The following is a 21,223-nucleotide window of genomic DNA, read 5'->3' as shown; positions in this document are numbered from 1 at the left end:
AATCGGGAATGCGTCCCGACTACTGACCGCCTTCCAGGTGTTTGAGCGCGAGATCCACGAACGCGCGAAGACGGTGCAGACGTCTGAGATCGCGATGGTAGCCCATCCAGATGTCCCGATGCGGTGGCGCTTCGCTCAGATCGAGCCTGCGAATGCTACCGAGCTGGTCGCCGACAGGCCGCGGCAATACCGCTATCCCCAAGCCTGCGCCGCACATCTGCGCCTGGACGTTGCGGTTGTTCGACTGCAATACGGTGCGCGCGTGGGGAAAGCGGCGCTTTAGCCAGTCGATATCGGGAAAGCTGCCGGTGGATGTATCCATCGCGATCAAGCGCTGCCCCGCGCCATCGCCTTCCACTGGGTCGGCACTGTCGGTGGCCACATAGACCCCGTACGGCATCCGAGTCAGACGTCGTTGCACGATGTCGGACCCGTCGAACGGAACGATGCGAAAAGCGATATCGGCTTCACGCTGCGCCAGATTGAATAAACGCGTGCCTGTCAAAACGTCGATTTGGACAAGCGGGTACTCGCGCGCGTAGTCGGCGATCACCGGCGGCAGCACATAGGCCCCGAACCAATCGGCCGACGACACCTTGAGCGTGCCTTCGAGGTTTTGCTGCTCGCCCGTCAATCTGCGCTCGATGGCCAACGCACTATCTTCCATCTGCTCCGCGACCGGGAGGATTGCGGCGCCCTCCTCGGTCAAAACAAAACCATCGGCGGTTCGCTGAAACAGCACTTGGCCCGTGCACGCCTCGAGCGCGCGAAGCCGTCGCCCGATGGTCGGATGACTGAGATCGAGCGCACGTGCCGCGGCGCCAAGCGTCCCTGTGCGCGCGACCGCGAGAAAGATCCTGACATCGCTCCACTCCATAGCTGCATACCCACAGAAATGAACGCAAGCCGTTCATTATAGTGAATTGCCGAACGAAAATGAATTTGCGAGACTTCGGTCCGTCGCATGTCGTACGCCGTTGCGAGCCGTTGCGGATCCGAATCTGCCATGCGCTGCCGCGTCGCGCATCGTGCCATTCGCGTAAAACACGCGCGTAAAAGACAGGAGAAACACCTTGGCCTTTTGGAAAAATGCTTCGCCGCGTACCGTCCGTCGCGGCCACATGTGGATCCCGGGCGATCGGATCGTACGGAACGGCAATACCTATCAATCCGGCCCGCTCTTCGTCGAATGGGAAGCCCCGGCGCAGGTGACGCGCCCCTGGCCGATCCTGCTACTGCATGGTGGCGGTTATCAGGGAACCGAGTGGTTCGACACACCGGACGGACGGCCGGGCTGGGCGCAGCGTCTCGTCGAAGCGGGCTATCCCGTGCTCGTCGCCGATCGTCCGGGACAAGGGCGCTCTCCTTTTCATATCGAGACGATGGGGCCGATGGGGCCCGCGTTTTCCTATGAACATGGCCGCCATATCTATTTCCCGAGCGAATACGAAGGTCGACACACTCAATGGCCCTTTGCGCCCGACGACGAAACCGCCATGGACGAGTTCATCGCCGGATACGGCCCGCTTCCCGCCGATCTCGCGTTTTCCGAGGACATGGAAGCGGACCGAATCGCGAAGCTACTCGACCGGGTTGGCCCGGCGATCTTGTTGACGCACTCGGCTTCGGGGCCGGTCGGCTGGTTGGTGGCCGATCGTCGCCCCGGTCTCGTGAAAGCGATCGTCGCTATCGAGCCGATGGGCCCGCCCTTCGCGGAGATTCCCCATATCGGCACGCTAACGTGGGGCCTCGCGGCCGCGCCGCTGAACTGGGAGCCGCCGGTCGCCTCGCCTGACACGCTGCGCGAAGCCGCGCCGGGTACGCATAGACTGCCCGCGCTCGCCGGTTTGCCGATCGTCGCCGTCACCGCGGAAGCCTCTGCCTTCGCTGCCGCCAGTGGCCCCGCCATCGAGCAACTGAAGGCGGCAGGGAGCCAGGCCGAGGTACTGCACCTTCCCGATCATGGCGTATTCGGTAACGGTCACGGGCTCATCTACGAGAAGAATTCCGACGATGCGCTCGTGCCGGTGTTGAACTGGCTCATCGAACATACGGAGGCACCGGACCGGGCGCCCGAAAAATCGGGGAGCGTCGCATGGAAATCGGAATAATCGGTTTAGGTGCGATGGGCCGGGAGATGGCCCGCAATCTGGCCGCAGCCGGTCATACCGTCATTGCGTGGAATCGTTCCGGCGGGCAGGTCGAAGGTGTGCGTATGGTCGAGACACCCGTGCAAGCCTTGCAGGCCGATCTGGCCATCACGATGCTGTCCGACGATACGGCAATTCGCGAGGTCCTGCTGCATCCGAATCTACTGCTGAAGGCAAGGCCGGGGCTTGTGCATGTCGTGGCTTCGACTATCTCGGTCGGGTTCGCGAGGGCCCTGGTGGAGATTCATGACGCCGCAGGCGTCGCCTATGTGTCTGCGCCGGTGTTGGGTCGGCCGGATGTTGCCGCGAAGGGCGAACTCAACATCCTCGCTGCCGGCGCGCCTGGCGCACTGGAAAAAGCGAAGCCGGCACTGGAGGCCATCGGCAAGCGCATCTGGGACATGGGCGATGCGCCGCCCATGGCCAATGCTGCGAAGATCGCTTGCAACATGATGATTGCGATGGCAATTGAAGCCATGGCGGAAGCCGTCGTGCTAACCGATACGAACGGCGTTTCTCGGGAGCGGTTCTTTGAGTTGATTCTCGGAACGCTGTTCGGTAGTCGCCCCTACCAGAGCTATTCCGGCAATATCGTTCGGGGCGCGTATCAGCCCGGTTTTAAGGCCTCGCTCGGCTTGAAGGATCTTCGCTTCGCCTCCGACGCAGCCGCACAAGCCGGCCGTGCATTGCCGATGCTCGCTGCTGTCCTCGGCCGGATGACCGAAGCGGTCGAAGTCGGCATGGGCGATATGGATTGGTCTGCAATGGCGGCCTTGACCATTGATCCGCACGTCCACGACGCGGCGCAGCGACGGCCGCGCTAGGAAGCATCGCTCGATTGCCGCGTTCGCGTTACGCCTTCGATCTCATTCGAATTTCATTCGAATGAGATCGAGTTCGCAGGCGCGGCGGCGCGGCGTCGTCATAAAAGCGTCCGTCGCGGCCGCTCCGCGATGGCACGCGATGCTCAAAGATCGCCGCGCACTTCGCCGGTTCCGAGCGCGTTCCGTCGACGGTTCACCTCCGCCCAGAGTTCATCGCTATCGTCGGCGCGTAGCGTCACCACCCAGTCCAGTTGATCGGCGGTTACACCGAAGTAGTCCTGGATCTCCTTGCGAACGGCATCGACGAACTGCGCGAATTCCGGCGTTGCTTGAGCTTGCGCATGCAAGGCGTCGTATTCCATGTCGTCCACGCCGCCGCCCTGCTCATCGATGTAGCGCGTAATCCACTCGTCCCGTTCGCGGTCGTAATCGGCCTCGGCACGCATCGCCTGCGCGGCCGTGTAGAAATCGAGTTCTGCAAACGCGGCGATTGCCGCTGTCGTTGGCTCGTCAAAGGCTGTCGTCAATTCGTCCCTCATGTTCGCTGTGGCATGTCATCGAGTCGGTCGATCGTCTCGCCGATGGCGTGGGAACGCCGGCGAGTTTGCCCGCTCGATCATCCCTGTTTGGACTGCCGTTTAAGATGTCGTCCGAATCATACGGTAGTGGCGCTGTGCTTTCGCGCGATTTCCACAAGTGGCCATCGAGCACCATCGTCGCGACTTACTCCGCGAGAGATCGAGGAATAACCACGAGCACGCACCGCACTCCCGGACATTCGAAACGATCGATTGCGAAAGCAGTTCGCTAGCAGCGACGGCGAGCCGGTGCTGGATAAGCGCGCAACCCGCCTCCTCGGGGCGCACCGTCCAGCGCGCCGGTGCCCGTCCTTCGATGCGCAACGTCGAATGGCTCATCGCCTCGACGATAAACCCTTCCAGCTGCGATCGCGCGGTCGCCGAAGGCGAAACGCCCCCGGCGATCGAGGAGAACACTGCGTGCATCGCCTCTCGCAGCTTCCTCAGTTCCATCAGGATATCGGACGGATCGCATCTCGCACGCAACCGCGCTTTCTCGACTAAGCGGCTATCGGCCGGACTGAGGACGCCGTTCGCGCTGGCCCAGTCGATCGCGTCATGCCAGTCGAGCAATCGTTCTACGTCGCGTTCCTTGCCGGCGCCGCCGCATGTGTTCACGAAATCAAGGACCAGGTGCCCGCCGACGCCCGCGTCTTGCCGCACATGCAATGCCTTTGCATCGGTCAACATAACCTCCTTGCTCCGCTTTGGCGGTTAGTCTATGCTTAATCGTGCACGACTGTCCAATGCACGAGGCGATTCATGACGGATACTTCGCGACAATTTCGGCACGAGCTTCCTGGAAGGTTGCCGTTGGCCCATGCGTTCGACTTCGGTGGGCAGTCGGTTCGCTATGGCGTGATCGGTGCGGGCAAACCCCTGGTGCTGGTCCATGGAACACCGTTTTCTTCGCAGGTGTGGCGCCGAATTGCACCGATCGCGGCACGCTTCCGGCAAGTCTTCTATTTCGATCTTCTTGGTTATGGATTGTCCGAGCAGCGAGCGGGTCAAGACGTTTCGCTCGGCGTTCAGAATCGTCTGCTCGCTGCTTTGCTAAAGCATTGGCGGCTCGAGAAGCCCGACGTGGTGGCTCATGATTTCGGCGGCGCTACCGCGCTCAGAGCGGCGTTGCTCGATGGGTGCGAGTATCGATCTTTGCTGCTGATCGATCCGGTGGCGGTAGCCCCGTGGGGTTCCGCGTTTGTCCGGCATGTACGCGCGCACGAAGCCGCGTTTGCAGGCGTACCGGCGTACATTCATGAGGCGATGGTTAATGCGTACCTGCAGGGTGCCGCGCACCGAACGCTAACGGCCGACGCACTGCGCATTTATTCGTCGCCCTGGTTGGGTGAAGAAGGGCAAGCGGCGTTCTATCGGCAAATCGTTCAGATGGACCAGCGCTATACCGACGCAGTCGAACCGCGTTACGGAGAACTGCGCTGCCCGGTTTCCATTCTTTGGGGCGAGGAAGATCAGTGGATTCCCATCGATCGAGGGGTAGCGCTATCGACGATGATCCCAGGGGCGCGCTTTACCCGGGTTTCCGGTTCCGGCCATTTGATGCAGGAAGATGCGCCCGAGGCGATCGTCGGCGAGTTGATGGATTTTTTGCAGTCGGGAGCGCGACATCAAGGTCCAATCAACTCGCTGCAATCAGGCGGCCGACAACCGTCCGAGCCGTATTTAGATGGGCAACGATAAGCGAGCGAGCGTCTCGCGCACGACGCTCCTTGCATGCACGCAAAATCTCTTCGTGCTCTATCTGGAACGACGGCGTCTCGTCGAGCAGCGTGTCCTGCAGGCGCTCGTAGCGTTCGACCTGTGCGCGCAATTCCTTGATCGCCCTCAACTGACGGTCGTTACCGCATTTCGAATACAAGAGCTCATGGAATTCCCGGTTGAGTTCGCCCTGCCGCGCCTTCGTACTCGCGCTTCCGAGTAGGCGGTGAACAAGCTCCGCTCGCGCCAGCGTCTCTTCGTCCATTCGCTTGGCGCTTCGATGAATCGCATCGCCTTCCAGCAACGCCCGCAAATCATAGATCTCGTTGACGTCCGACACCGTCAACATGCGAACCGAAGCGCCTCGATTCCGGAAGATCTCCACAAGACCTTCGCGTTCCAGTTGCTGAATCGCCTCGCGCAAGGGAATTCGACTCACGCCGAACCTGTCGGCCAGATCTCGCTCGACCAGCCGTTCTCCAGGCTCGAATTGCCCGTCAACGATCATCTCTCGCAGCGAGACTGCCACGGTGTTAGAGGTTGAGTCCAAAATTTCGCTCGTAGGTGGATGCGGATTCTCTGTTTGGAATAATGGTATACCAAACGGGGGGACTTGTGCCAGAATGCCTCTCGTAGTTCGGCTTGGCGGATGTGGGCCGGCGATGGCGCCCGTCTGGACTCAATGTCTGCAAACTGAAGGATTACGCGATGGCACATAGTGAACATAGGTACAACGTCGAAGTACAGTGGACCGGCAATCAGGGAACCGGCACGTCGGGATACCGCGAATACAGTCGCGACCACGTCGCTCGGGCCGGTGCCAAGCCGGAAATTGCGGGCTCTTCCGACGCAGCGTTTCGCGGGGACCCGACGCGCTGGAACCCCGAAGATCTGTTTGTGACCGCAATCTCGGCATGCCATCAACTCTGGTACCTGCATTTGTGCGCAGATGCCGGCGTCTGCGTGCTTGCGTATCGCGACGACGCGCAAGGCACGATGGTCGACAGCCCCGAACCGGGCCGATTCACCGAAATCATCTTGCGTCCCCGCGTAGTCATTCGATCCGGCGATGACGTGCAATTGGCTGCGCGGCTTCACCATACCGCTCACGAGAAATGCTTTCTAGCGAACTCGGTGAATTTTCCGATTCGATGCGAACCGCTCGTCGAGCTTGCCGATAACTGACGAGCGTTCGATGGGCAACTTCGTGTTCGACAGCGGATGCCCATCGGCAGGTATCGACGATCACGAGGGCGCGGCCTTGAGGCTGACGATCCGGCATTGCGCGTCTCCCCGGATGTCAGAAATCCCGTCTGTTGGCCTTTCAACACCGGCGGTAACCGCTAGAATTGCGGCTTTAGCCCGGAATACGCCAATGTCCTTTGCTTCGCTTGGCCTGATCGATCCCTTGCTGCGTAACGTGCAGGACCTCAACTACCGGACCCCTACACCGGTGCAGGTCAAGGCGATTCCCGCGGTGCTCAGTGGCAAGGACGTCATGGCTGCGGCGCAGACCGGCACCGGCAAGACGGCGGGTTTTGCGCTCCCGCTGCTGCAGCGGCTAGTGCAACACGGCCCGGCCGTGTCCAGCAACCGCGCGCGTGTGCTGGTGCTCGTGCCCACACGCGAACTCGCCGAACAAGTGCTGCAAAGCTTCATCGAATACGGCAAAGGCCTCGACTTACGATTTCTGGCCGCCTATGGCGGGGTGAGTATCAACCCGCAAATGATGAAGCTCCGCAAAGGCGTGGATGTGCTCGTTGCCACGCCGGGCCGTTTGCTCGATCTCAATCGCCAGAACGCAGTGCAGTTCGATCAAATTCAAGCGCTGGTGCTGGATGAAGCCGATCGCATGCTGGATCTGGGTTTTGCGCGCGAACTCAATGCCGTCTTTGCAGCCTTGCCCGTCCGGCGGCAGACCCTGCTTTTCTCCGCCACCTTTACCGACGAGATCCGTGCCATGGCAGCGAGCATCCTGCGCGGCCCGGTCAATATCAGCGTCAGCCCACCCAATGCCACTGCCAGCAAGATCAAGCAGTGGGTGGTGACGGTGGACAAAAAGAACAAGCCTGACCTTTTCATGCACCTTGTGGCGGAGAATCGCTGGGAGCACGCGCTGGTGTTCGTCAAAACCCGCAATGGCGTGGAGTATCTGGCGGCGTTGCTCGATGAAGCAGGCTATGCCGTCGATACCATCCACGGCGACAAACCGCAACCCGCGCGCCTTCGCGCACTGGAGCGCTTCAAGAGCGGCGAAGTCAACATGCTGGTGGCCACCGATGTCGCCGCGCGGGGGTTGGATATCGACGACCTACCGCTGGTGATCAACGTCGACCTGCCGATCGTTGCGCAAGACTATGTGCACCGCATTGGCCGCACCGGCCGCGCGGGCGCCAGCGGCGTGGCGGTGTCCCTCGTCTGTGCCGATGAGGCGCCGCAACTGGCTGCGATCGAAGCGCTGATTCGACAAACACTGCCCCGTGAAGAAGAGCCCGGGTTCGAAGCCGAGCACCGCGTGCCGCAAACCAGCGCGACGGGCCAGATCATCAAAAAGCCCAAGAAGCCTAAGAAGCCCAAAGTGCCGCCAGCGGCACCCGGCGCCATGCCGGCGCTCGGCAAAAAACCGCTTGCGCGAATGGGCGAGAACAAGCGCAAGCCTGCCGCGCAGCGCGCTAAAACACCGGGTAAAGATGCTGGCTCGTCCAGCGGCAGTCCATTCGGCGCGCAAAAGCCGCGCGGCAAACCGGCCAACAAGCCGTCTGCGGGTTCACTTAAGCCGGCTGGTAAAGCCACTAGGCATCGGCATTGAAACAGCGGCTCATTGTCGCCGGTTCCTCTACCCACGCTTGAACAGAATTTCCGCGAGCGCCTCGGGGGCGAGCCTCGGAATATCGTATGCCAGTGTGCACCCAGCGCCTTACCGGTGCTCAGCGCCTTACCACACCCGCAAATGGGAGCAAAAAGCGCAAGCCGCCCGGCAAGCTATCCGCGGATTGGCGTATGCTGGCCGGCAGACCCGCCGGCGGCTGCGGCAAACGGCCGCCCGATGGCACTTAAGCCGCCAAGGAGAGCACGATGAGTCACCGCTTCGACGCAATTATCATCGGCACCGGACAGGCCGGCCCGGCGCTCGCCGCGAGACTCGCCGGCGCAGGCATGAAAATCGCCATCGTCGAACGGGAGCGGTTCGGCGGCACGTGCGTGAACACCGGCTGCATCCCAACCAAAACGCTCGTGGCCAGCGCTTATGCGGCCCACCTAGCGCGGCGAGCGGCCGAGTACGGCGTCATGACCGGCCCGGTCACCGTCGACATGAAGCGGGTAAAGGCCCGCAAAGACGAGATTTCGGGGCGCTCCAGCCGCAATGTGGAAAATTGGGTTCGCGGCCTGCAGCACTGCACGGTCTACCAGGGCCATGCCCGCTTCGAAAGCGCGACCACCGTGCGCGTCGGCGGTGAAATGCTGGAAGCGGAGCGGATCTTTATCAACGTCGGTGGACGGGCGCTCATTCCGCCCATGCCCGGTCTCGATCAGGTGCCCTACCTCACGAATTCGACCATGATGGACGTCGATTTTCTGCCGGAGCACTTGATCGTGGTCGGCGGCAGCTATATCGGGCTCGAGTTCGGCCAAATGTATCGGCGCTTCGGGTCTCGCGTCACGATTGTAGAGAGAGGACCGCGCCTTATTCCGCGCGAGGACGAGGACGTGTCGCAGGCCGTGCGGGAGATCCTGCAAGCCGAGGGCATCGATGTCCAACTCGATTCCAATTGCCTCAGCGCGCGACGCGACGGAAGCAACATCGTCGTTGGACTGGATTGCTCCGGCGGGGCCCGAGAGGTTGCGGGCTCGCATCTACTGCTCGCCGTCGGGCGCGTGCCGAACACCGACGATCTCGGATTGGCGAACGCCGGGATCGCGACCGACGCGCGCGGCTACATCGGCGTCGATGAACAGTTGCGCACTAACGTGCCCGGCATCTGGGCGCTGGGCGACTGCAATGGCCGCGGCGCGTTCACCCATACGTCGTACAACGACTACGAGATCGTTGCGGCCAACCTGCTCGACAACGATCCGCGCAAGGTGTCGGACCGGATTGCCGCCTACGCATTGTTCATCGACCCGCCGCTTGGCCGCGTGGGCATGACACTCGATGAGGCGAAACAGTCGGGCCGCAAGCTGCTGGTGGGCACCCGGCCGATGACGCGCGTCGGACGCGCCGTGGAAAAAGGCGAAACCCAGGGGTTCATGAAGGCGATTGTCGATGCGGATACGGGGGCCATCCTCGGCGCCTCGATCCTCGGCGTGACCGGCGACGAAGTGGTGCATTCGTTGCTCGACGCGATGTACGCGAAAGCGCCATACACCACGATCAGCCGCGCAGTGCATATCCATCCGACCGTCAGCGAACTGGTGCCGACCATGCTTCAGGATTTGCAGCCGCTGGCGTAGCGCCAACGGCTCGTTCTTGGCGGGGTTCCGTATGAAGCGACACCCCACGCCTTCCCGTCATCGAGTTCGCGCATTGAGCAACCAGCAGGCCCCTACGAAGCGAACTTCCGTTCCATGCACGTAAGGATCGAAGGCGGCGCGGACAGCATCGACGACTAGCGCTCGGGTGCGTTCGTCCGCTTCCTGGAGAACCCGACCCACTGGGCCAAGCTGGGTGAAGTAGCTTGCCAAAGCTGCCTCGGGAAGGGTGCATTCGATATCGATCGGCCGAATGTCGATATCGGTCCAGCCGCTCCCCTTCAGAATGGACGAAACCCGAGATGGGTCTGCGAAGGCAAACTGGCCCGGCGCGTCGGGCTGGCGGCTGGGGAGATTCGGCAGCAGCGGCGCTGCCGCGCGCTCGGCCGTGGTCATGAATGGATTGTCGGTCGCACCGCGCCACGCAATGCAGCATAGTTCGGCTTTATCCCTTGCGGCACGGCACAGGTTCTCGAAAGCCTGCAATGGGTTGTCGAAGAACATCACACCGAACCGGGACATGATCCTATCGAAACTCGCCGGCTCGAAGGCATAAGTCTGAGCATCCGCGCAAATAAAGCTCGCTGTCGCGCGCTCTCGCTGGGCACGCGTTCGAGCGAATGCGATCATGGGCGCCGAAACATCGATTCCCACACAATGACCCTTTCCTGCGAGTGACCGCGCCGTCGCAATCGTCGTGCTTCCCGTTCCACAACCCACGTCGAGTACCCGAAGTCCGGCGCACGTGGCGACGCTGCCAACCAGCAGATCCTCGAAGGGTTTGAACATCGGGTCGAGCAGTGCCTGTGCAGCAATCCACGCATGTCCCGCGCTGCCGTTCCAAAGTGCCGTCTGCGCGTGTTTGGTCTGCGGTGTCCTGTCCATGATCATTGCGTTCCCGAGCTGCTCTGCCGAGCGGAAGCTAAACTATGCGAGTTCAAGTCGACTTCAAGTCAAGCCATGGTCAAACTCGATATCGGCGAGGTGGTGCGTCAGTCCGGCGTTCCGGCATCCACGCTGCGGTTCTATGAGCAAAAAGGACTCATCGCACCAAGTGGCCGGCGTGGACTGCGGCGCCTCTATGAAGCGGGCGTGCTGGATCGGTTGTCGCTGATCGCGTTGGGGCGAGCAGCGGGTTTTTCGCTCGACGATATCGCGTTAATGTTTGGCCGGGACGGTCAGCCGTGCATCGATCGCGCGATGCTGACGGCAAAAGCCGACGAACTGGATGCGGCGATTCGCACATTGAGCGCTATGCGCGACGGGCTCAGGCACGCGGCCGCTTGCCCCGCACCGAGCCATATGGAATGCCCCACGTTCCGCCGCATCCTTCGGGTTGTGACGTCGAGAGGAACCGGCACGCGTGGAAAGACAGTGCCGGGGCGACGATAATGCCGATACCGCGGCCACACGCAATACTTCTTACCGGCGACCTCTCACACCGATTGGCGAGACTATATGCAATCGTCTTGGGGATGCAAATTACCGCTTTTAAAGTGAAGTATGCTGTGCCGTCCGCCATGCACGTGAAAGGCTACACCGGGGGCTGGCGGCGGTTACACGGTCTGCCGAAAGCGACGGAGCATGCCAAATGACAAAAGCGAAAAAGAAGCTACTGCCCAAGGACTTCGAAGCCCTGCTCGACGAAGGGGACCTGCCGAAGCTGCAAGCGGTGTTCGATACCTGCGATCTAAATGCACGGGGCGGAGTGAGCAAGGTGACCGCGCTGGCCTTCGATCGATGCCCCGATGCGCTGGCCCGTTGGCTCGTCGCGCAAGGCGCCGACCTCGAAGCGGCCGATGCACGCGGCAACACGCCGCTGCATAGACGTGCCCGAAGTCGCCGGAGCCGCCTCGACGTCCTGCTCGAACTCGGTGCGGATGTCCATAGCAATCACGCATCGATCGGCACGCCGCTGCATGCAGCCGCCGACTCGCGCAACGCTCGGAACGCCTGCTTGCTCCTCGAATATGGCGCGCGCGTCGACGCTGTGAACCGAGACGGATTGACCGCGCTCGAACAAGCGTTGCGCACTTGCGGCAATGCGGATATCGAGGAAATGGTTGCGCTAGCCGAAGTGCTGCTTGCCGCCGGCGCAGTCCCGACGCAGCGAATGCAAGCGCAGGTGCAAGCGATCGGCGAGCGCTTCGAGTTTATGCGGGAGCGCTTCAATCCGGAGAGCGTCGACGCTGCCAGCGGCGCGCTGGACCGGCTCTATACCCTGTTCGACGTCGCGCCGGTTCCTCGTCGTCAAATGCATGACGCCCATTCGCCGATCGCGATCGAAGCCGGCCCATGGGAGGAGCAGCATCAAGCGCTATGGAAGCAGCTCGTGCCGGGCACCGGCCATGCCGCTACGGTTCAGGGCGAAGTCATCCGGATCTCCGGACGTATCGCCTATGAACTCGATCACAACGGCGGAGGTAACTGGGACGCCGATTTCAAGAAGATGGCCGACGCCTTTCTCGACCACATCCGAACGGGCAATGCGTTGCCGGCGGCCGACCTATCGGACGCGGACGCACTCGTGCAGGACGTCAAGCGCAAATCCGGCGAGCCGGCTCAACTCTGTCGGCTCGCCGTCGCTTGGGTCACCCGCAATCCCGATCCCGTCAAGCTCGTGCCACCGCCTTATCGGCGATAGCGAAGCGTGCGGTCAGCTTGTGGGGCTTCATGCTACGAACGCCGGGAGCGAGCCAAGAACATCACTTAACCGGCACCAGAACGGGCGCGCCTTTGTCCTTCAACAGCAGCACGAGGAACTTGGCCGGCTGGGTTTGGCTTGCGTTGCGCCCAACCACGTGAATATCGTTCGGGCCTTCATAGAAGGTTTGACCCGGCGTCAACGTGACTTCCTTTCCGCCCTTGACCTGCATCACGACCGATCCTTCCAGCACATAGACGAAGGCGGACGCATTGTGCCGATGGACGGGATCGACGGCACCCGGCGGATATTCGACCGTGATCATCACGGCCTCCTTTCCAGGAAACTGGTCGAGCGCCTTCGACATCAGCGGCGCGACGACGGCTTCGGGCGCAGCGGCCCACGCCGTTCCAATGAGTGGGCTGGCGACGACAGCCAGGGCCACGGCGATACGCTTCAAGCGAAGCATGATCATGCGCTCCTGAAATGACTAGGGGCCCGTACGCGCGGGCCGGAGATGCCCAACGTTCAGGCGAGGTTTGCCTTGTCCAGTCCGTAAGCCTTGTCGGCGGAACCCGGCACGGCTTTGAATGCGATGCTCGCGCGGTTCCATCCGTTGATGGCGATCACTTGGAACGTCAGGTCGGACACTTCCTTCTCCGAGAACTGCGTTCGCACGTGTTCGTAGACGTCGTCGGGCACCCCATGCTCGGGCAGTTTCGTCAGTACTTCGGTCCATGCGAGCGCGGCACGTTCGCGTGGCGCAAAGAGGGTCGATTCGCGCCAAATCGCGACATGATGCAAGCGCAGTTCGCGCTCACCGTGGATATGCGCTTCCTTGACGTGCATGTCGACGCAAAAGGCACAGCCATTGATCTGCGATGCGCGAAGGGAGACGAGATCGCGGATCGATTCTTCAATGGCGCTTTCGTGCAACTGATTATTGAATTCCAGGAACTTCCTGAACAGTTCCGGCGATTGCTGAATGTAGTTGATACGCTGCGTCATGATTTCTCCTGGAGACGATGAGCGAACATCCGCGCCTCGCGGACGCTGTCGGCGGCCATATGCCGCGTGGAGTCATAGTAAGCACACGCAGCGTGTCGGAGTAGATATGCGAACGGACTCACGGTGTTGCCCGCACTGCACCAATCGGCGATACGCGCCGCGCAGACGCGCGCTTGCTGCGAAGTGCAGTATCCTGGCAAACATAAAAGGCCCCGCTCCCATGACACTCATCCCTCGCGAACTCGAACAAATTAGTGCCACGACGCTTCAGCATTACAACGCGAACGCCGAGCCGTTCCGCGAAGCCACACGCGATCACGACGTCGCGCAGAACATCGCGGCGCTGCTGCGCCACATCGCGGTCGAGCCGCCCTTTACGATTCTCGATTTCGGCTGCGGGCCGGGACGCGATCTGAAAACATTCACCGCGCTGGGTCATCGGGCAGTGGGCCTCGACGGTGCCGAGCGCTTCGCGGTGATGGCACGCGATGAAACCCACTGCGACGTGTGGCTTCAGGACTTTCTGCGCTTGGACCTACCGGACGCGCATTTCGACGGCGTTTTCGCCAACGCTTCGTTGTTCCACGTCCCCAGCCAGGCATTGCCTCGCGTGCTTCGGCAACTGCACGCGACCCTTAAGCCGGGTGGCGTGCTATTCAGCTCGAACCCGCGCGGCACGAATCAAGAAGGCTGGACCGGCGGCCGTTATGGGGCTTTCCACGATCTCGAAACGTGGTCGCGGTATATGACGGATGCGGGTTTCATCGAACTCGAGCATTACTATCGCCCCGCCGGTTTGCCGCGCGATCGGCAGCCTTGGCTGGCGAGCGTGTGGCGCAAGGCCGCCGCAGCGTGACCGATCACGCCTCGAGCGTTGGCGCACCGCGCGCGTCTCGGGCTCTCACAGGCCGAGTTCGCTCAAGCCAGGATGATCGTCCGGACGACGCCCCAGCGGCCAGCGATACTTACGCTCGGATTCCTTGATCGGCATGTCGTTAATACAGGCGTAGCGGCGTTGCATCAGCCCATCTTCTCCGAACTCCCAGTTTTCGTTGCCATAGGAGCGGAACCAGTTGCCCGAGTCGTCGTGCCATTCGTAGGCGTAGCGGACGGCAATGCGATTTCCGCCGAACGCCCACAGCTCCTTGATCAGACGATACTCGTGCTCCTTGTTCCATTTGCGCTCGAGAAACGACTGCGCTTCCGCCCGATTGTTCGCGAACTCTGCGCGATTGCGCCATTTAGTGTCGAGCGAATAGGCGAGTGCGACCTTGGCGGCATCGCGCGAATTCCAGCCGTCTTCCGCGAGACGAACCTTTTCTTTGGCCGATTCCAGCGTGAACGGCGGAAGCGGCGGACGAGTTTCCTGCTGTTGAGTCGACATGACGGCTCTCCTTTTTCAGATTGGCGATTGCATTTCGCGCGTCGCGGATCGCCCGACCCTCGACGCGATGGGCTCAGAACGGCTTGGTCGGCAGATACTTGCCGTTGAGCGTGATGACGGCACGCTCGCCGCCTTCGGGGTCGGGCACCTTCTGGACATCGAGCTTGAAGTTGATCGCGCTGATGATACCGTCGCCGAACTTCTCGTGAACCAGCGCCTTCAACGTCGAGCCGTACACCTGCACCATTTCGTAGAAACGGTAGATGGTGGGATCGGTCGGCACGCCGCCCGGAATGCTGCCGCGCACGGGAATGGTTTGCAGCAGGCGCACGGCATCGGCGTCGAGCCCTAGGCGTTCGGCGACCCGCTTCGCCGCGCTCTCCGGCAGCGCATGCTGACCGAGCAGCGCGGCGGTCGTGTACGCGACGCTCAAGCCCGTGCCTTCGTTGATCGCTTCGAACGTGAGGTTCTTGCGCACCTTCGCGTCGACGATCGTTGCCGTCAATGCTTCGCGCGCGCTCGGCGTGACTTGGGATTGGGTCATGATGTTGCTCCTTGAATGAATCAACGTAGCGAGATCTACAGTCGGAATGACGAGCCGGGAATCAGTGTGCAGCCACGCACTCGGCAGGCGTCGCGGTGACATCGGGATGCTCAGCGAGCGACACGAACCGGCGAGTCGCCGCGTCGAGCGTGTCGATCGAGCCGGATTCGATGTCGTAGACCCATCCGTGCAGATTGAGGCGGCGCTGCGCGAGCGCCAGTGCAACACAGGGATGAGTCTTGAGGTTGTTGAGTTGCACGATGACGTTCTCGCGCACCATCGAGTCGACGCGCTCGCGCTCGCTCGCATGTTCACGCGACTCGCTGACGAGCTTCGCCGAATCGGCGTAGCGCAGCCAATTCGCGACGGCGGGCATATGGTCGAGGCACTTGCACGTCGCGACGGCCGTCATCGCGCCGCAGTCCGAGTGGCCGCATATCACCACATCCGTCACGCCGAGCGCGGCCACCGCATATTCGACCGTTGCCGACACACCGCCGGGCTCAGGACCGAACGAAGGCACGATGTTGCCGGCATTGCGGATCACGAACAGATCGCCCGGTTCGCGTTGCGTGACCAGTTCGGGAACCATGCGGCTATCCGAACAGGAAATGAACAGGGTGCGCGGCGTCTGACTGGTGGCCAGCTTGCGGAACAACTCCTTTCGCGCGGGCACGATGTCCCGTTGAAACTTTAGAAAACCGTCGATGATCTCTTGCATGGTCTGCTCCATTCGATCTGGCGTTCGTTGCCGTGTCGCTCAGTGCGATCCGTTGAACAGAGAATGAACCTGTTCCGTCATAGTGTCCAAGACGGGTTTATGATGCTCACCATAGGCAACACCAATAGTTATTCGAGGACGAGGATCGCCATGCTGTTGCGTCATATCCGTTACTTCCTGGCCGTCGCGGAACACCGCAATTTCACGCGCGCTGCCGAGGCACTGCACGTTTCGCAGCCCACGCTGTCGCAACAGATCCGGCAACTGGAAGACACGCTGCGCACTCAGCTGCTAGACCGTTCGGGGCGGAACGTGCAACTCACGGACGCGGGCGCGGCGTGGATGCGCTATGCGAAGCTCGCGCTACAGGATCTGGATGCGGGCGTGCGGGCGATACATGACGTCGGCGAATTGAGCCGCGGCAATCTGCGCCTGGCCGTAACGCCGACCTTCACGGCGTATCTCGTGGGGCCCGTGATCGATCGTTTTTATGGCTTGCATCCCGGCATCGCGATCGACATTCAGGAAATCACGCAGGATCAGCTCGAAGCGCAGCTCGCCGACGACAGGCTCGACGCCGGCATCGCGTTCGAGCCCGTCCACGCTGCGGAAATCGAAAGCGAGCCATTGTTTCGCGAGACGCTGAGCCTCGTCGTCGGCGGCGGCCATGCGCGCGCCACGCGCCGCAAGCCGCTGTCCGCGCAGGACTTCGCCAACGAACGGCTGGTGCTGCTGAACAAGGCGTTCGCGACGCGGCGTTACATCGACGAATACTGCACGCGGAACCGGATTCGCCCGCAGGTTGTCATCGAGGTCAGTTCGATCAGTGCGATTGTCGAGATCGTGCGGCGGGGGCAGCTCGCAACCGTACTGCCCGACGGCATCGCGCGCGAGCATACCGAGCTGCACCCCGTGCGGCTCGACCCGCCGCTGCCGGCGCGCACGGTCGTGCTACTGCAACGTAAGGACGCGTATCGGACGGCAGCGAGCAAGGCCTTCGTCCAGGTGTTGACGAAATTGACGGAGAACTTCCGACGCTGATGGAGCGCGCGTGACGAGTCGATCTCTTCGCTTTGCGCGTCGCCCTTGTTCCGCCGCAAGATGCGCTCAGAACACCGCCGCCCACGGGCGATCCGCGAAATGCCGCTGCTCGAAGGCACGAATGTCCGCTTCGTCCTGCAAGGTCAGATCGATCGTATCGATGCCCTGCATGATCATGGTCCGATGCCGCGCGGCAAGCGGAAACGCGCAACGCCCGCCTGCCGGCAGTTTCACCGTGAGCGTGTCGATATCGATGCTTACGTGAGCCGTGGGATCGGCCAGCGAACGGGTCGTCAAATCGTTGATGAGGGCACGCGGCAACTGAACCAGCAGCAACCGGTTGTTCATCGCATTCGAGTAGAAGATTTCGGCGAAGCTCGGCGCGATGACAGCCTCGAAACCGTACTGCTGAAGTCCCCAAACCGCGTGCTCGCGGCTCGAACCGCAACCGAAATTGGCGCCGCCGACAAGCACCTTCGCCTCGCGATAGCGACGGTCGTTCAGAATCGAATCGGGTCGCAGCTTGCCCTCGCCGTCGCGGCGCAGGTCGTAGAGCAGGCCGTCCGCCAGACCGGCCTTGTCGACGATGCGCAAGAACTGCTTAGGCATGATCTGGTCGGTGTCGAGGTTCTCGACCGGCAGCGGCAACATGCTGCCCTCGATATGCGTCAAAGTGCTCATTGCGTGCTCCCCATTGTGCGAACGTCGACAATGCATCCGGCGATGGCGGCCGCCGCGGCCATGGCAGGACTCATCAGATGCGTTCGGCCGCCGCGCCCCTGTCGGCCTTCGAAATTGCGGTTGGTGATCGACGCGCAGCGCTCGCCTTCCGCGAGTACGTCGTCGTTCATCGCGAGGCACATCGAACAGCCGGGCTCGCGCCATTCGAAGCCGGCGTCGACGAGCACTTGCGCGATGCCTTCCGTCTCGGCCTGACGCTTCACGCGGCCGGAACCGGGCACCACCATCGCCCGCACGCCCGTGGCGACACGCTTACCGGCGACCAAGCCCGCCACCATGCGCAGATCCTCGATACGGCCATTGGTGCACGAGCCGATAAAGACGCGATCGACCGGCGTCCCTACGATCGGCCGGTGCGCGCTCAGTCCGATGTAGTCGAGCGCGCGTTTCGTGGATTCGGCGGCTTCGGCAGTGTCGAAATCGTGCGGCGCGGGCACGAGCGCGTCGATCTCCATGGCCTGATCCGGGCTCGTGCCCCATGTCACGCATGGCGCAAGCCGGCTGGCGTCGAACTCGAACTGCGCGTCGTATACCGCACCCTCGTCGGTATGCAGCGTGCGCCATGCCTGCGACGCCTCGCGCCATGTCTCGGCGGAAAAGCCGGCGTGCTCGCGCACGTAATCGAATGTGGTCTCATCCGGCGCGATCAGCGCGGCGCGCGCGCCGGCTTCGACAGTCATATTGCACAGCGTCATGCGCGCTTCCGCGGACATGGCGTCGACGGTCGAACCGGTGAATTCGACCGCATAGCCGCGCGCGCCTTGCGCGCCGATGCGGCCGATCATCCAGACGATCAGATCCTTCGACGACGTGCCGAACGGCAAGGCTCCGTCGACGTGAATACGCATCGTGCGGGCGACGCGATACACGAGCGTCTGCGTCGCGAGCACGTGCTCCACTTCCGACGTGCCGATGCCGAAGCCGAGCGCGCCTAATGCGCCGTAGGTGGTCGTATGGCTGTCGCCGCACAGGATCACCATGCCAGGACGCACGAGCCCGAGTTCGGGTGCGACGATATGTTCGATACCTTGTTCGGGATCGTTGGCGCCTAACAGCCGGATGCCGCTTTGCGCGCAGTTTCTTGCGAGATTCTCCGCCTGATGCAGCGACGCGGCGTCGCGAATCATGCGGGGGCTTTCCGCGTGCGTCGGGATGACGTGACTCACCACCGCGAGTTGCTGGGCCGGCCGACGTACCGGCCGGTCACGCGCTTGCAGCCCGCTGAACGCCTGCGGACTCGTATATTCGTTCATCACGTGAAGGTCGACGTAGAGCAGCACGTTGTCTTCGTCGATCCGCTTGACCGTATGAGATTCGACCAGCTTTTGATAGAGAGTACGTCTGTGCATGGCAATCGGGAAAGGGTGAAAAATCGAAGGGTCATGCGGCCATGCTGGCCTGAAGGAACGGCATCACGCGTTCGAGCAATTCGGCGGGGGCCTCCTCCGGGATGTAGTGCCCACATGGCAGCGCGCCTCCCTCCACATGGGGTGCCCATCTGCGCCATTCGCGCAGGGGCTCGAAGCATTTGCCCACCACGCCGCTGTCGCCCCACAGCGCGAGCATTGGGCAGCGAATCTGCTCGCCTGCGGCGAGGCTCGCGCGATCATGGTCGAGATCGCAGCCTATCGACGCGCGATAGTCCTCGCAGATGCCGTGCGCGGTCGCTGGGTCCGACAGGCAACGCAGATATTCCGCATAAGCTTCGCGGGTGAAGGGCGCGAGTCCTGCGCTGCGCGCACCGATCGTCTGCCGGAGATAGAGGTCAGGGTCGCTGCGAATCAAGGTTTCCGGAAACGGTGCCGGCCGCACGAGGAAAAACCAGTGCCAGTAAGCGCGCGCAAAGTTCAGGGACGTTTGCTCGTACATGGCGAGCGTCGGTGCGATGTCCAGCGTCACCAGTCGCGTGACGGACCGAGGATGATCGAGCGCCATCCGTACGGCGACGCGAGCCCCACGATCATGGCCGATCACTGCAAAGGACTCATGGCCAAGACCGTGCATAAGCTCGACCTGATCGAGCGCCATGCGACGCTTCGCGTAGTTCGCGTGGTCGGCCTCGCCTAGCGGCTTACCGCTATCGCCATAGCCGCGTAAATCGGCGGCGACCACGGTGAAATGCTCGGCCAGCGCCGGCGCAACCTTGTGCCAGATCGCGTGCGTTTGGGGATGCCCATGCAAGAGCAAAAGCGCGGGACCGCGGCCTGCCTGAATGGCGTGGATAGGTACATCGCCGGCAACCGCCGACACGTGCTTGAAACCATCGAACATTGTTGTCTCCTGATCGCAATTCCAGTCTAATTGATGAATTTTCGGATTTGGTTTCCATGAAGGCATTCCACTCGTAACCTCTGGGAACGAATCATCGGCATAGGGAGCAACGAAATGGATGGTTTCTCGGACTTGAACCTGTTCGCTCTCGTGGCGCGACATCGAAACCTCGCGGCGGCTGCACGCGAGCTAGGGGTGACGCCGCCGGCGGTCAGCAAGCGGCTGGCGCAACTGGAGCGCCGACTTGGCGTGCGCCTGATGAACCGCACGACGCGGCGTCTGAGTCTCACGCCCGAAGGCGAGCTGTATCTGTCCAGCGGCTCGCGTCTTCTCGGGGAGCTGTTGGAACTGGAGCAGTTGGTCGCACGAAGCAGAGGCGAACCTACCGGCCTGCTTCGCGTCAACGCGTCGTTCGGCTTCGGGCGGGCGCGTATCGCGCCGGCGGTGTCGGACTTCGTTGCGCGCTACCCCGCCATGAAGATCCTCTTGCATTTGACGGACCGCCCGATGAGTCTGCAGGAAGAGGGCTTCGACCTCGGCATTCGCTTCGGTGAAGTGCCCGATGCGCGCATCAACGCGCGGCTCTTGCTCAAAAACCGGCGATTTGTATGCGCATCGCCCGACTATGTGGCACGGCACGGCACACCGTCCGTCCCGCACGATCTCACCCAGCATGCGTGCATCGTGCTTCGCGAGAACGAATCGGCGTACGGCACATGGCATTTCTCTCGTGGAAAGCGCACGGAAACGGTCAAGGTCGATGGCGCGTTGTCCAGCAACGACGGCAGCACCGTGCTGCTTTGGACACTCCAAGGTCGCGGGATAACCGTGCGATCGCAGTGGGAGATCGCGGAACATTTCGACAGCGGCGCACTCGTGCCGTTGCTGACCGACTGGGACTTGCCGGACGCCAATGTCCACGCGGTCTATCTAGAGCGCAACCAGCTCTCGGTCAAGCTCAGGACGTTTATCGACTTTCTCGGAGCGTATCTGAGCCAACCTAGCGAAAGGAAGTGACCGGCGGCCTCGAGAATTAAAGAAACTCTCCGGTATGCCGTTAGATCAGCTCTGCGTGGAGCAGCCCTGTCTTGACCTAAGCGAGTGGCGGCGTCGGCGACTGCCTGGGCC

24 protein-coding genes are annotated in these 21,223 nt (G+C 62.1%); 11 read left to right on the top strand and 13 right to left on the bottom strand.

All coding sequences use genetic code 11. The features are described 5' to 3' along the window. Positions 1 to 19: 19 nt before the first annotated feature. Positions 20 to 877 carry a LysR family transcriptional regulator gene (locus ACTHN9_RS01385; protein ID WP_440534956.1) on the bottom strand — a complete coding sequence of 286 codons (858 nt, stop codon included), beginning with the start codon at positions 875 to 877 and terminating at the stop codon, positions 20 to 22. Between the two features lie 196 nt (positions 878 to 1,073). On the opposite strand from ACTHN9_RS01385, the gene ACTHN9_RS01380 reads away from it, so the two are divergent. Both ACTHN9_RS01380 and ACTHN9_RS01375 read left to right on the top strand, forming a co-directional pair. After that, positions 1,074 to 2,111: an alpha/beta fold hydrolase gene (locus ACTHN9_RS01380; RefSeq protein ID WP_440534955.1), complete on the top strand. Its 1,038-nt coding sequence runs from the start codon at positions 1,074 to 1,076 to the stop codon at positions 2,109 to 2,111. Continuing rightward, positions 2,096 to 2,974 carry an NAD(P)-dependent oxidoreductase gene (locus tag ACTHN9_RS01375; protein ID WP_440534954.1) on the top strand — a complete coding sequence of 293 codons (879 nt, stop codon included), beginning with the start codon at positions 2,096 to 2,098 and terminating at the stop codon, positions 2,972 to 2,974. Before ACTHN9_RS01380 ends, ACTHN9_RS01375 begins: the two co-directional genes overlap by 16 nt. A gap of 143 nt (positions 2,975 to 3,117) precedes the next feature. On the opposite strand, the gene ACTHN9_RS01370 is transcribed toward ACTHN9_RS01375, so the two are convergent. Together ACTHN9_RS01370 and ACTHN9_RS01365 are read right to left on the bottom strand one after the other, a co-directional pair. After that, positions 3,118 to 3,501 carry an ATP-dependent protease gene (locus ACTHN9_RS01370; protein ID WP_440534953.1) on the bottom strand — a complete coding sequence of 128 codons (384 nt, stop codon included), beginning with the start codon at positions 3,499 to 3,501 and terminating at the stop codon, positions 3,118 to 3,120. A gap of 111 nt (positions 3,502 to 3,612) precedes the next feature. Then, positions 3,613 to 4,242, bottom strand: coding sequence for a CGNR zinc finger domain-containing protein (locus ACTHN9_RS01365; RefSeq protein ID WP_440534952.1), 630 nt, complete (start codon positions 4,240 to 4,242; stop codon positions 3,613 to 3,615). A 72-nt stretch (positions 4,243 to 4,314) separates the two neighbouring features. Here ACTHN9_RS01365 and ACTHN9_RS01360 point away from each other — a divergent pair, with 72 nt between their 5' ends. After that, entirely contained in the window at positions 4,315 to 5,253 is a 939-nt protein-coding gene (locus ACTHN9_RS01360; RefSeq protein ID WP_440534951.1) for an alpha/beta fold hydrolase, read from the top strand. Here the strand turns inward: ACTHN9_RS01360 and ACTHN9_RS01355 are convergent. Then, positions 5,192 to 5,821 (bottom strand): GntR family transcriptional regulator, encoded by a 630-nt coding sequence (locus ACTHN9_RS01355; RefSeq protein WP_440534950.1) that lies wholly within the window; start codon positions 5,819 to 5,821, stop codon positions 5,192 to 5,194. The genes ACTHN9_RS01360 and ACTHN9_RS01355 overlap by 62 nt on opposite strands. Before the next feature lie 158 nt (positions 5,822 to 5,979). Here ACTHN9_RS01355 and ACTHN9_RS01350 point away from each other — a divergent pair, with 158 nt between their 5' ends. From ACTHN9_RS01350 to ACTHN9_RS01340, 3 genes are all read left to right on the top strand, one after another. Then, complete coding sequence (locus ACTHN9_RS01350) at positions 5,980 to 6,456, top strand: OsmC family protein (protein ID WP_440534949.1); 477 nt, start codon at positions 5,980 to 5,982, stop codon at positions 6,454 to 6,456. Positions 6,457 to 6,646: 190 nt separating this feature from the next. Next, positions 6,647 to 8,080, top strand: a complete 1,434-nt coding sequence (locus ACTHN9_RS01345; protein WP_440535059.1) for a DEAD/DEAH box helicase — start codon at positions 6,647 to 6,649, stop codon at positions 8,078 to 8,080. 266 nt (positions 8,081 to 8,346) lie between these two features. Then, positions 8,347 to 9,723, top strand: a complete 1,377-nt coding sequence (locus tag ACTHN9_RS01340; protein WP_440534948.1) for an FAD-containing oxidoreductase — start codon at positions 8,347 to 8,349, stop codon at positions 9,721 to 9,723. A gap of 57 nt (positions 9,724 to 9,780) precedes the next feature. Here ACTHN9_RS01340 and ACTHN9_RS01335 read toward each other — a convergent pair whose 3' ends face one another. Further along, positions 9,781 to 10,626, bottom strand: coding sequence for a class I SAM-dependent methyltransferase (locus ACTHN9_RS01335; RefSeq protein ID WP_440534947.1), 846 nt, complete (start codon positions 10,624 to 10,626; stop codon positions 9,781 to 9,783). Positions 10,627 to 10,701: 75 nt separating this feature from the next. Here ACTHN9_RS01335 and ACTHN9_RS01330 point away from each other — a divergent pair, with 75 nt between their 5' ends. Both ACTHN9_RS01330 and ACTHN9_RS01325 read left to right on the top strand, forming a co-directional pair. Further along, positions 10,702 to 11,133: a helix-turn-helix domain-containing protein gene (locus ACTHN9_RS01330; RefSeq protein WP_440534946.1), complete on the top strand. Its 432-nt coding sequence runs from the start codon at positions 10,702 to 10,704 to the stop codon at positions 11,131 to 11,133. Positions 11,134 to 11,332: 199 nt separating this feature from the next. Continuing rightward, a complete protein-coding gene (locus tag ACTHN9_RS01325; protein WP_440534945.1) occupies positions 11,333 to 12,385 on the top strand; it encodes an ankyrin repeat domain-containing protein in 1,053 nt (350 codons plus the stop codon). 61 nt (positions 12,386 to 12,446) lie between these two features. Here ACTHN9_RS01325 and ACTHN9_RS01320 read toward each other — a convergent pair whose 3' ends face one another. After that, positions 12,447 to 12,854 (bottom strand): cupin domain-containing protein, encoded by a 408-nt coding sequence (locus tag ACTHN9_RS01320; RefSeq protein WP_440534944.1) that lies wholly within the window; start codon positions 12,852 to 12,854, stop codon positions 12,447 to 12,449. Between the two features lie 59 nt (positions 12,855 to 12,913). Beyond that, positions 12,914 to 13,393 (bottom strand): carboxymuconolactone decarboxylase family protein, encoded by a 480-nt coding sequence (locus tag ACTHN9_RS01315; protein WP_440534943.1) that lies wholly within the window; start codon positions 13,391 to 13,393, stop codon positions 12,914 to 12,916. A gap of 220 nt (positions 13,394 to 13,613) precedes the next feature. Between ACTHN9_RS01315 and ACTHN9_RS01310 the strand changes: the two genes are divergently transcribed. Continuing rightward, positions 13,614 to 14,249, top strand: a complete 636-nt coding sequence (locus tag ACTHN9_RS01310) for a class I SAM-dependent methyltransferase (RefSeq protein WP_440534942.1) — start codon at positions 13,614 to 13,616, stop codon at positions 14,247 to 14,249. A 45-nt stretch (positions 14,250 to 14,294) separates the two neighbouring features. On the opposite strand, the gene ACTHN9_RS01305 is transcribed toward ACTHN9_RS01310, so the two are convergent. The 3 genes from ACTHN9_RS01305 to ACTHN9_RS01295 form a co-directional block, all read right to left on the bottom strand. Continuing rightward, positions 14,295 to 14,777 carry a nuclear transport factor 2 family protein gene (locus tag ACTHN9_RS01305; protein ID WP_440534941.1) on the bottom strand — a complete coding sequence of 161 codons (483 nt, stop codon included), beginning with the start codon at positions 14,775 to 14,777 and terminating at the stop codon, positions 14,295 to 14,297. Positions 14,778 to 14,850: 73 nt separating this feature from the next. Next, complete coding sequence (gene cynS, locus ACTHN9_RS01300) at positions 14,851 to 15,321, bottom strand: cyanase (RefSeq protein WP_440534940.1); 471 nt, start codon at positions 15,319 to 15,321, stop codon at positions 14,851 to 14,853. 61 nt (positions 15,322 to 15,382) lie between these two features. Further along, positions 15,383 to 16,042, bottom strand: a complete 660-nt coding sequence (locus ACTHN9_RS01295) for a carbonic anhydrase (protein WP_440534939.1) — start codon at positions 16,040 to 16,042, stop codon at positions 15,383 to 15,385. Positions 16,043 to 16,192: 150 nt separating this feature from the next. Here ACTHN9_RS01295 and cynR point away from each other — a divergent pair, with 150 nt between their 5' ends. Continuing rightward, complete coding sequence (gene cynR / locus ACTHN9_RS01290) at positions 16,193 to 17,083, top strand: transcriptional regulator CynR (protein ID WP_440534938.1); 891 nt, start codon at positions 16,193 to 16,195, stop codon at positions 17,081 to 17,083. A 66-nt stretch (positions 17,084 to 17,149) separates the two neighbouring features. Here cynR and leuD read toward each other — a convergent pair whose 3' ends face one another. From leuD to ACTHN9_RS01275, 3 genes are read right to left on the bottom strand one after another with little or no spacing between them, the layout of a single operon-like run. Continuing rightward, positions 17,150 to 17,764, bottom strand: coding sequence for a 3-isopropylmalate dehydratase small subunit (leuD, locus tag ACTHN9_RS01285; RefSeq protein WP_440534937.1), 615 nt, complete (start codon positions 17,762 to 17,764; stop codon positions 17,150 to 17,152). Beyond that, positions 17,761 to 19,173: a 3-isopropylmalate dehydratase large subunit gene (gene leuC, locus ACTHN9_RS01280; RefSeq protein WP_440534936.1), complete on the bottom strand. Its 1,413-nt coding sequence runs from the start codon at positions 19,171 to 19,173 to the stop codon at positions 17,761 to 17,763. Before leuC ends, leuD begins: the two co-directional genes overlap by 4 nt. 31 nt (positions 19,174 to 19,204) lie before the next feature. Continuing rightward, positions 19,205 to 20,095, bottom strand: coding sequence for an alpha/beta fold hydrolase (locus ACTHN9_RS01275; protein WP_440535058.1), 891 nt, complete (start codon positions 20,093 to 20,095; stop codon positions 19,205 to 19,207). 114 nt (positions 20,096 to 20,209) lie between these two features. Here ACTHN9_RS01275 and ACTHN9_RS01270 point away from each other — a divergent pair, with 114 nt between their 5' ends. Next, positions 20,210 to 21,112, top strand: coding sequence for a LysR family transcriptional regulator (locus ACTHN9_RS01270; protein ID WP_440534935.1), 903 nt, complete (start codon positions 20,210 to 20,212; stop codon positions 21,110 to 21,112). The last annotated feature ends 111 nt before the right edge of the window (positions 21,113 to 21,223 follow it).

It is taken from the genome of Trinickia sp. (assembly GCF_051953405.1).
Lineage (GTDB): Bacteria > Pseudomonadota > Gammaproteobacteria > Burkholderiales > Burkholderiaceae > Trinickia.
Note: the sequence above shows the minus strand (reverse complement) of the source record. Positions and strands in the feature narration are given on the sequence as shown.

Bases quoted from the DNA above. Each gene is read 5' to 3' on its own strand.
- ACTHN9_RS01275 (WP_440535058.1), bottom strand. From the start codon at position 20,095: ATGTTCGATGGTTTCAAGCACGTGTCGGCGGTTGCCGGCGATGTACCT.
- ACTHN9_RS01350 (WP_440534949.1), top strand. From the start codon at position 5,980: ATGGCACATAGTGAACATAGGTACAACGTCGAAGTACAGTGGACCGGC.
- ACTHN9_RS01335 (WP_440534947.1), bottom strand. From the start codon at position 10,626: ATGGACAGGACACCGCAGACCAAACACGCGCAGACGGCACTTTGGAAC.
- ACTHN9_RS01340 (WP_440534948.1), top strand. From the start codon at position 8,347: ATGAGTCACCGCTTCGACGCAATTATCATCGGCACCGGACAGGCCGGC.
- ACTHN9_RS01365 (WP_440534952.1), bottom strand. From the start codon at position 4,242: ATGTTGACCGATGCAAAGGCATTGCATGTGCGGCAAGACGCGGGCGTC.
- ACTHN9_RS01360 (WP_440534951.1), top strand. From the start codon at position 4,315: ATGACGGATACTTCGCGACAATTTCGGCACGAGCTTCCTGGAAGGTTG.
- ACTHN9_RS01315 (WP_440534943.1), bottom strand. From the start codon at position 13,393: ATGACGCAGCGTATCAACTACATTCAGCAATCGCCGGAACTGTTCAGG.
- ACTHN9_RS01270 (WP_440534935.1), top strand. From the start codon at position 20,210: ATGGATGGTTTCTCGGACTTGAACCTGTTCGCTCTCGTGGCGCGACAT.
- leuD (WP_440534937.1), bottom strand. From the start codon at position 17,764: ATGAGCACTTTGACGCATATCGAGGGCAGCATGTTGCCGCTGCCGGTC.
- ACTHN9_RS01385 (WP_440534956.1), bottom strand. From the start codon at position 877: ATGGAGTGGAGCGATGTCAGGATCTTTCTCGCGGTCGCGCGCACAGGG.
- ACTHN9_RS01305 (WP_440534941.1), bottom strand. From the start codon at position 14,777: ATGTCGACTCAACAGCAGGAAACTCGTCCGCCGCTTCCGCCGTTCACG.
- ACTHN9_RS01310 (WP_440534942.1), top strand. From the start codon at position 13,614: ATGACACTCATCCCTCGCGAACTCGAACAAATTAGTGCCACGACGCTT.
- cynS (WP_440534940.1), bottom strand. From the start codon at position 15,321: ATGACCCAATCCCAAGTCACGCCGAGCGCGCGCGAAGCATTGACGGCA.
- ACTHN9_RS01325 (WP_440534945.1), top strand. From the start codon at position 11,333: ATGACAAAAGCGAAAAAGAAGCTACTGCCCAAGGACTTCGAAGCCCTG.
- cynR (WP_440534938.1), top strand. From the start codon at position 16,193: ATGCTGTTGCGTCATATCCGTTACTTCCTGGCCGTCGCGGAACACCGC.
- ACTHN9_RS01320 (WP_440534944.1), bottom strand. From the start codon at position 12,854: ATGCTTCGCTTGAAGCGTATCGCCGTGGCCCTGGCTGTCGTCGCCAGC.
- leuC (WP_440534936.1), bottom strand. From the start codon at position 19,173: ATGCACAGACGTACTCTCTATCAAAAGCTGGTCGAATCTCATACGGTC.
- ACTHN9_RS01375 (WP_440534954.1), top strand. From the start codon at position 2,096: ATGGAAATCGGAATAATCGGTTTAGGTGCGATGGGCCGGGAGATGGCC.
- ACTHN9_RS01345 (WP_440535059.1), top strand. From the start codon at position 6,647: ATGTCCTTTGCTTCGCTTGGCCTGATCGATCCCTTGCTGCGTAACGTG.
- ACTHN9_RS01295 (WP_440534939.1), bottom strand. From the start codon at position 16,042: ATGCAAGAGATCATCGACGGTTTTCTAAAGTTTCAACGGGACATCGTG.
- ACTHN9_RS01330 (WP_440534946.1), top strand. From the start codon at position 10,702: ATGGTCAAACTCGATATCGGCGAGGTGGTGCGTCAGTCCGGCGTTCCG.